At 59.3% G+C, this 3,954-nt stretch carries 3 protein-coding genes; 1 reads left to right on the top strand and 2 read right to left on the bottom strand.

Annotated elements, in window-relative coordinates; genetic code table 11:
* Window positions 1-1,093 precede the first annotated feature (1,093 nt).
* The gene (locus QW887_RS34830; protein WP_410052644.1) at window positions 1,094-1,474 is read right to left on the bottom strand and encodes an ArsR/SmtB family transcription factor; all 381 of its coding nucleotides are present in this window, start codon (window positions 1,472-1,474) and stop codon (window positions 1,094-1,096) included.
* Between the two features lie 11 nt (window positions 1,475-1,485).
* Here QW887_RS34830 and QW887_RS34825 point away from each other — a divergent pair, with 11 nt between their 5' ends.
* Entirely contained in the window at window positions 1,486-2,433 is a 948-nt protein-coding gene (locus QW887_RS34825) for a threonine/serine dehydratase (protein WP_316196198.1), read from the top strand.
* A gap of 101 nt (window positions 2,434-2,534) precedes the next feature.
* Here QW887_RS34825 and QW887_RS34820 read toward each other — a convergent pair whose 3' ends face one another.
* Window positions 2,535-3,887 (bottom strand): IS1182 family transposase, encoded by a 1,353-nt coding sequence (locus tag QW887_RS34820; protein ID WP_315750567.1) that lies wholly within the window; start codon window positions 3,885-3,887, stop codon window positions 2,535-2,537.
* Window positions 3,888-3,954: the final 67 nt, after the last annotated feature.

Here is a 3,954-nt window from a genome sequence, read left to right as displayed (position 1 = left end):
GCTACGGCGCTATTTGGGAGCGCGCGTCCGGGCGGCTTTGCTCCACCGAGCTACACCACCTCCGGGGACACGACCGGGCGAACGCCTACCACGATAGAGATCAAGGGAATCGAAGCCGCCTTACGCGAGGCGCCGCTTGCTCCTGGGAACCTCTTTGCCCTGGGATCTTCTTTGAAGAGAAGGCGCGGCGATCAGCCGCCAGGGCGCGGAGCGCGAAAGAGCAGCCGCAGGAGCGCCGCTTTGCGGCGCGGGACCGACTGCGATCGCGAGACCGGTCAAGAGGGCAGCCGCAGGAGCGTCAGCATGCGACGGCGAAGCCGGGACGCGGGACCGACTGCCCCCGGCGAGCGATCCATCATGATGCGCCAGGGATGAAAGCCGAATGGCGGAGACGCGTCCATACTTGCTAGCGACTCCGTTCACGACAGCCCGGCCGGCGCGACCCTTTTACCATCTGCACCCTCGATCTGCCCTTTAGAACACGCGCGATTATGTCCCGCTGCCGAACCCGCTCTCAGGGATCTGGCAGAACAGCAAGCCATAGACTTCGGCAGACATACCCATCCTGCCCTCGAAGGGCAAAGCTATGAGTCGATCAGGGCGCCGGGATGTGTGGAATGCGAACCCGGTTCGCCTTGCCAGACGTGCTTCGGTCCTCCATCCACAGTACGCCAGCATGGCCGAGCAATCGACGGAGCCAATCCATTTCTGGTTTAATGGCCACTATTCGGTGCCCTCGTAGCCGAGACGAGGCAATGTCGCTCCTGAGAAGGACGGTGGCCCCACAATGATGAGTGACGGCCGCCTATCGATTGGGAGGACGGTACTGAAGCGACTCCCTTAGCATCGTTGCGCTTGGGTCGACGACGAATAGACGCCTCGGCACCTTTCTGAGTCGAGTGCGTGCGCGTCAACGGCACGCCGCGCGACTATTTCAGGAGCGCTGAGATGGCACGGCCGAGAGCCTGATTCGAGACGTCGCCTCGCGGACCTTCTCGGTTGGCGCTCGCGACGTCCGCTCCCGGAACGGACTGGAAGCAGGCCGTCAAAGGACCATAGGAACGCTTTTGACCCGAAGCTGACCGCAAGCAGGCTATATTTCGTCGACGATCGCTTTCTTCAAAATTGCGATCCGGCTTTCATCGCGCTTGTAAAAGGTCCACTGTTTCACACGTTTGGCGCGGAGAAAGCCGGCCTGAGACAGAACCTTCAGATGCTCGCTGACGGTTGGCTGACTGACGCCAAGTTTCTCTGCGATCAGAACACCGCAAACGCCGTCCTCAACGAGATCGCCATCCTGTTGGGCCCTGAAATGACGTTTCGGAGACTTCAACCACGCCAAAATTAGGCGACGCCGATCGTTGGATAGTGCTCGCAAGGCCGCATCCAAATCATCCAATAACTTAGGCATATTGCTAATTAACGAAATATCTGGATAGATGTCAACCGATGCTCCTTTCAACGGTGAAGGCATTTGGAGGCGCGATGACTGTTCAGTTCGACGGGCTCAGCAGGGAAAACATCTCCTATTGTGAGCAGCTCATCCGTCCTTACATACGGCGCACGCCGATCTTCGAAATCGACCCGTCCGATGTCGGCGTCTCGGCTGGCAAGCTCTTGCTCAAGCTTGAGCTCATGCAGCGTTCGGGCTCTTTCAAAGCCCGCGGTGCATTCGCAAACCTGCTGACTCGCGATATCCCTAAAGCCGGCGTAGCTGCAGCAACGGGAGGGAACCATGGTGCGGCCGTCGCTTATGCAGCCATGCAGCTTAAGATCCCAGCAAAAATCTTTGTCCCTACTGTTTCGTCGCCGTCCAAAATCGAACGCATCCGCTCGTACGGTGCCGACCTTGTGGTCGAAGGTGATCGGTATGCCGACGCGCTCGTTGCAAGTGAGAATTGGGTACGAAAATCCGACGCGCTGCCAGTGCATGCGTTCGATCAGGACCAGACGATTCTCGGTCAGGGTTCCATTGGAGTTGAGCTTCAAGAGCAGGCTGCCGATATAGAAACGTTGCTCGTTTCTGTTGGTGGAGGGGGCCTGATCGCTGGAGTCGCAGCTTGGTACGCTGGACGTATCAAAGTTATCGGGGTTGAACCCGCCGCTTCGCCTACGCTGACTAAGGCCTTGGAAGCTGGACGTCCTACAGATGCAGAGGCGGGGGGTGTCGCAGCCGATTCGCTTGCGCCGCGTCGAGTAGGTGATCGCGTTTATCCAATTGTTCAGAAATATGTCGACGGTGTCGTGCTCGTGACGGATGATGCAATCGTTGCATCACAAAAGGCACTTTGGGAAAGATTGCGGATCGTGGCAGAACCAGGTGGGGCTGCCGCCTTCGCGGCACTGCTGTCCGGCACCTATAAGCCATCGAAAGGAGAAAGGGTCGGCGTCATTATAAGTGGCGGCAATACAACGGCCGTGAACTTCACCTGAGTTTCAGGCGATCTCCGCTTTTGGCCGATTCCGTTGAAAAAGTCGGCAGTAGTTTCGTCGTGAACGCCATCTGTTTCGAGGACGAATTGGCGCGGTGTGGTTCACGCGGGCGTCAGCGCGGGCATCGGGATCAGCTTGGCCATCTTACGAAGGTTCTGAGCGGCTGCAGCGAGGGTGAACTCGTCGCGTGCGCCGTTCGGCCCTCTTAGTCGCAGCCGATCTAGCTTGAGGATGCGCTTGAGATGCGCGAACAGCATCTCAATCTTCTTGCGGAGCCGGCGTGAAGTGCGGCCTTCCCATGAGCTTGCGATCTCGCGTGCCATGTCGCGAGCGCCCTCGTAGATCGAGCGCGGCACTTTTCGAGCCGGGGTGTTGGGGCAACACCTGCTTCTTAGAGAGCATGCTTGACAATCGCGCTTGCTCGCACGGTAGAGGACCGTCGTGTCGTTGTTCACCAGCGTCCCTGTAGTGGTGAGGGGTTTGCCAGCGGGACAGCGATAGACGTCCCTGGTATGGTCGTAGGTGAAGGCCTCACGCGAGAAGGTCCCGTCGGTGCGGGCCGACTTGTCGAAGACGGTCACGTGCGGCTCGATCCCGTGCTCGTAGACCAGCCACCCGAGCATCTCAGCGGAGCCATAGGCGCTGTCGCCGAGAAGCCGGCTTGGATAAAGATCGAACCTTTCGATTGAACGCTCAATCATGCGCTTGGCGGCCAATACTTCTGCCTGGCGGATCGCCGTGGTCGCTTCGACATCGACGATGATCGCATTCTCGACGTCGACCAGATAGTTCGTCGAGTAGGCGAAGAAGGCTTGGCCGCCGTGCGCTCCCGTCCAGCGCGCCGCCGGGTCGGAGGGCGATACAAACTTGGGCGTGACCTCCGTCGCGGCACCGAACGCGGCATCATCAAGAACGGCAAGATACTCGTCGATCGCTCGACCCGCAGCCTCCGGCGGAAGCCTCTTATCGCCTTCGATTCCCTTCTGCCGATTGGCATCCGCCTTGATCAGGCTCGCGTCGACTGCGAACCCTTCGCCGCCGATCAGGCGCTCCCGGATGCAGCGGCGCAAGACGGTCTCGAACACGCGACGGAAGAGATCGCTCTCACGGAAGCGGCCGTGCCTGTTCTTCGAGAACGTCGAGTGATCGGGGACGCCTCCATCTAGACCCAGCCGGCAAAACCAGCGGTATGCCAGATTGAGATGGACTTCATCGCAGAGGCGCCGTTCCGATCGGATGCCGAAGCAATAGCCGATCAAGAGCATCCTGATCATCAGCTCCGGATCGATCGAGGGCCGCCCGATGTTGCTGTAGAACGGCGCCAGCTCCCGCCGTAAGTCCTCAAGGTCGACGAACCTATCGATCGACCGCACGAGGTGGTCGGCTGGGATGTGCCTTTCCAGCGAGAACTCATAGAACAACGCAGCCTGTTCGACTTGCCGATGCCCCATCATGACCTTCAGTCCTGCCCACTAGACAGACTGAATCACCGATATCTCTGCGTCGCAACTGCTGACTTTT

Origin of the sequence: Bradyrhizobium sp. SZCCHNRI3052, assembly GCF_032484895.1 — a bacterium.
GTDB lineage: Bacteria > Pseudomonadota > Alphaproteobacteria > Rhizobiales > Xanthobacteraceae > Bradyrhizobium.
Note: the sequence above shows the minus strand (reverse complement) of the source record. Positions and strands in the feature narration are given on the sequence as shown.

Bases quoted from the DNA above. Each gene is read 5' to 3' on its own strand.
- QW887_RS34820 (WP_315750567.1), bottom strand. From the start codon at position 3,887: ATGATGGGGCATCGGCAAGTCGAACAGGCTGCGTTGTTCTATGAGTTC.
- QW887_RS34825 (WP_316196198.1), top strand. From the start codon at position 1,486: ATGACTGTTCAGTTCGACGGGCTCAGCAGGGAAAACATCTCCTATTGT.
- QW887_RS34830 (WP_410052644.1), bottom strand. From the start codon at position 1,474: ATGCCTTCACCGTTGAAAGGAGCATCGGTTGACATCTATCCAGATATT.